Origin of the sequence: Kribbella sp. NPDC050124 (genome assembly GCF_044460355.1) — a bacterium.
Taxonomy (GTDB): domain Bacteria; phylum Actinomycetota; class Actinomycetes; order Propionibacteriales; family Kribbellaceae; genus Kribbella.
Genome location: NZ_JBITJU010000066.1, coordinates 1 through 3,003, shown reverse-complemented (window position 1 = coordinate 3,003; position 3,003 = coordinate 1). Strand labels below are relative to the sequence as shown.

1 protein-coding gene is annotated in these 3,003 nt (G+C 66.9%); it reads right to left on the bottom strand.

The features are described from left to right. Nucleotides 1–176: 176 nt before the first annotated feature. Nucleotides 177–1,874 carry an ATP-binding protein gene (locus ACIBL3_RS47190; protein WP_396360613.1) on the bottom strand — a complete coding sequence of 566 codons (1,698 nt, stop codon included), beginning with the start codon at nt 1,872–1,874 and terminating at the stop codon, nt 177–179. Nucleotides 1,875–3,003: the final 1,129 nt, after the last annotated feature.

The following is a 3,003-nucleotide window of genomic DNA, read 5'->3' as shown; positions in this document are numbered from 1 at the left end:
TGACACCACCACCGAGGCCCGCGATGCTCACTGACACCTCCAGGTGGTCCCATGCTCGTGGCAACGAGGTGGTCCCATCACGCTGGCAAGCGACACCTGACGCACGCCCTCCGCGGAGTCGGAATCGGCGCGGTCGTCCCGCACGTACGCGTAAGCCCGAGCTGTGTAAGCCCGTGCTAGCGCTTCGTGCGACCCCGATCGATGAGCCGTCCGGACCGCGTCTTCGGCGTAGCGCTGCGCAGCCTCGAATGAATCGGTCCAGGAATGGCACTCGCTGAGCTCGGCAAGTGCCGCCGCCAACTCGGGACTTTCCGGAAACGCCTCACACAACTTGACAGCGCGTTCCGAGGCATCGAACGGCTCGCCGCGGCGCCGGCCAGTAACCACTCGGCGAACGCAACCTCCCTCACGATTCCGCTTGCCCGAAGCGGGTCGTTGCGTTCGTCCACCAGCTCAAATGAGCGGCGCCATGCTGCGAGGCTTGCCTCCGGGTCACCGACGAGCCCGCATATGAAACCCAATCGCTCGAGCAGGTCCAGCTCACGGTCCACCGGCTTCGGCTCGCGGTGGGTCACGGTAGGCCAGAGGCGCACCGCCCGGCCGAGGTGCAGCGCCTCCTCAGGCATTGACTTCAGCTGCCTCGCGAGACCCACCGCGCGCAGTGAGGCCTCCAGGCACGCCTGCGGTTCGTGTGCAGCCTCGTAGTGGAGCGCGAGGTCACCTACTCGCCGCAGCTCGTCGATACCGGTCGCGGTGCGCTGCTCCAGGGTTTTCGCCCAGGCCACGTGGATCGGCACCGCCTCGCCCGGTACGAATGTGGCATTCAACACCTCCGCCAGCAGCGGATGGCGGAACCAGGACATGTCCCCGCCCTGCCCCACACAGATCCCTGCGCTCGTTGCCTCGACCAAAGCGGCAGTCACCGCTTCGGGCCCGATGCCACGCGCCGCGGCGACCTCGGCCAGGGCGTCGACCGAAACCGGACGCCCACCGACCGCCAGCAGCCGCATCACCTCCCGAGACGGAGCCGACAACCGGTGCCAGGCAGCCAACAGGGCGCTGGTCAGCTCCGCCGGTAGGGCGGCGGGCAGGCCCTCATCCGCGGCCGTAAGACCCTGTGCCAGCAACTCGGTCAGATAGGGATTGCCATCGGAGCGCCGCGCCACGTCCGAGATGAGGTGGGGATCGGGTCGGCGACCCAGCAGCATTGAGAGCTGCTCCTCGGTCTCGTCCTGGCTCATCCTGTGCAGGCGCAGGGATGAGACCCACGGGAGCCGCGCCAGATCCGCGAGCCAGGTGTACATCGGATGTCCCGTGGCAAGTTCGGTGTCCCGGTACGTTGCCAGCACCGCCAGCCTCTGGGTGCGGAACCCTGCCACGAGATAGGTGATTGCGTCGCGCGATGCCGGGTCCGCCCATTGCACGTCGTCCACGACCAGCACCGTTGGCCGCAGTGAGACCAACGCCTGGATCAGTCCATCGACCACGGACAGCAGCCGCACCATGCTCCGCGTGGGCTGCCCGCCCAGCGACGGCAGCAGCTCGGCCGCCTCTGGAACCGCGGTCAACACAGCGGATCGATCCGAGGCGTCTGCCGACTCGATCCAACCCTCCAGGGCACCAACCAGGGCGACGTACGGCGCATCGATGGCACCGAAACGCACACAACGCCCCCACAAGACAGCCGCGCCGTTCGAGGCCGCCCTGTCACACACCGCGCCGACGAGGCACGTCTTGCCCACGCCAGCTTCGCCGTGCACGAACACCGCACACGGTCGCCGCTCGACCGCGCCGTCGATCGCCGCCGAGAGGACCGCTTGCTCCTCAACACGGCCTGCGATGCCGGGCAGCGGTCTGGCTGCAGACCCGCCCACGACACCCAGTGTCGGCCCAAACCACCCTCGATGTCTGCACATCGCAGAGTCGCCGTAACGGCCTACTGGAGGCCGTCTCCGCCGTCGCCACGCACGTACACCCAGTCGCGCTCGCTCGCCGCGGCCTCGATCTACGCCGCGCGCCGCCGCAGATCTAAGGAGTCTCGATGCAGGACCAAGTCCGGTGTCGTGCGGCGGATTCGCCGTCTTTCAGTACCACTACTGCGTCGAGAACACCCCAGATAACGACATTCAGCGAGCGCGGATACGCGGCCTGCTCCGGCGTGGGCTGCGTCATGGACACCTCACGTATGTTTAAGGGAACATAGGTTCGAATATATGGCACAATGCTGCCATGGTGGGTCGGTTCAATGTACGCAGCGGGACCGGGGACAAGGACTGGTCGGTGTGGGACAACGCTGCGAACGGCAACCGGGGAACCGGAAACGGGCGGCATTGCACTGGATTCAACTTTCGACCTGGTCTGACCACTGGTATAGCTGCTGGTCAGGGCTCGATCGTGTACGGGCGCGCACCTGGTCTCCTGCCTTGACCGAGGGCTCAGTAGCTGATTCAACGATGTTGCGTTGAACGCAACACGCGGTCGCGGTCTGTCCGCCGCGTACTGCGGGGTCTTGGTGAATCAGGACCCGCGCCGCGGTGCCGCGGGTTCACGAACGGCGTCAATCTGCCAGTCGGCGGTCTGGCCCGCGACGGTCGTCGCGTGGCGTCGGCCGCGGAAGATGGGTAGCAGGATCAGGTCCTCGGCCTGAGTCAGGACCCGCAGTAGGCTCCGGTGCAGCCCGGCGTCATCGAGTGGATTGGGTGCGACCACCGGTATCGCCTTCGCGGATCAATCGCGCGTCCCCGCATCCGGCCGGCTTCGGGGTTCGTCGGTCGGAGCTCGGCGAGTCAGCGCCTCGGCTTCGGGGAGTGACCACACGCATGCCGGCCGTCGTACGGGTTATGTGAGCCCGCGAGAAGGGGCTCGTCGGGCATTGCCAAGGATGCCTGGTGGCGGCACGCTGGGGCGTTAGTACTCCAGCCGTAGTTCGTGATCTGGCGGTGTGGCGGTCCCGGACGTAGCGCAGCCACCGGTTGATGATCTCGGGTTGTGTGGACTCAAGAC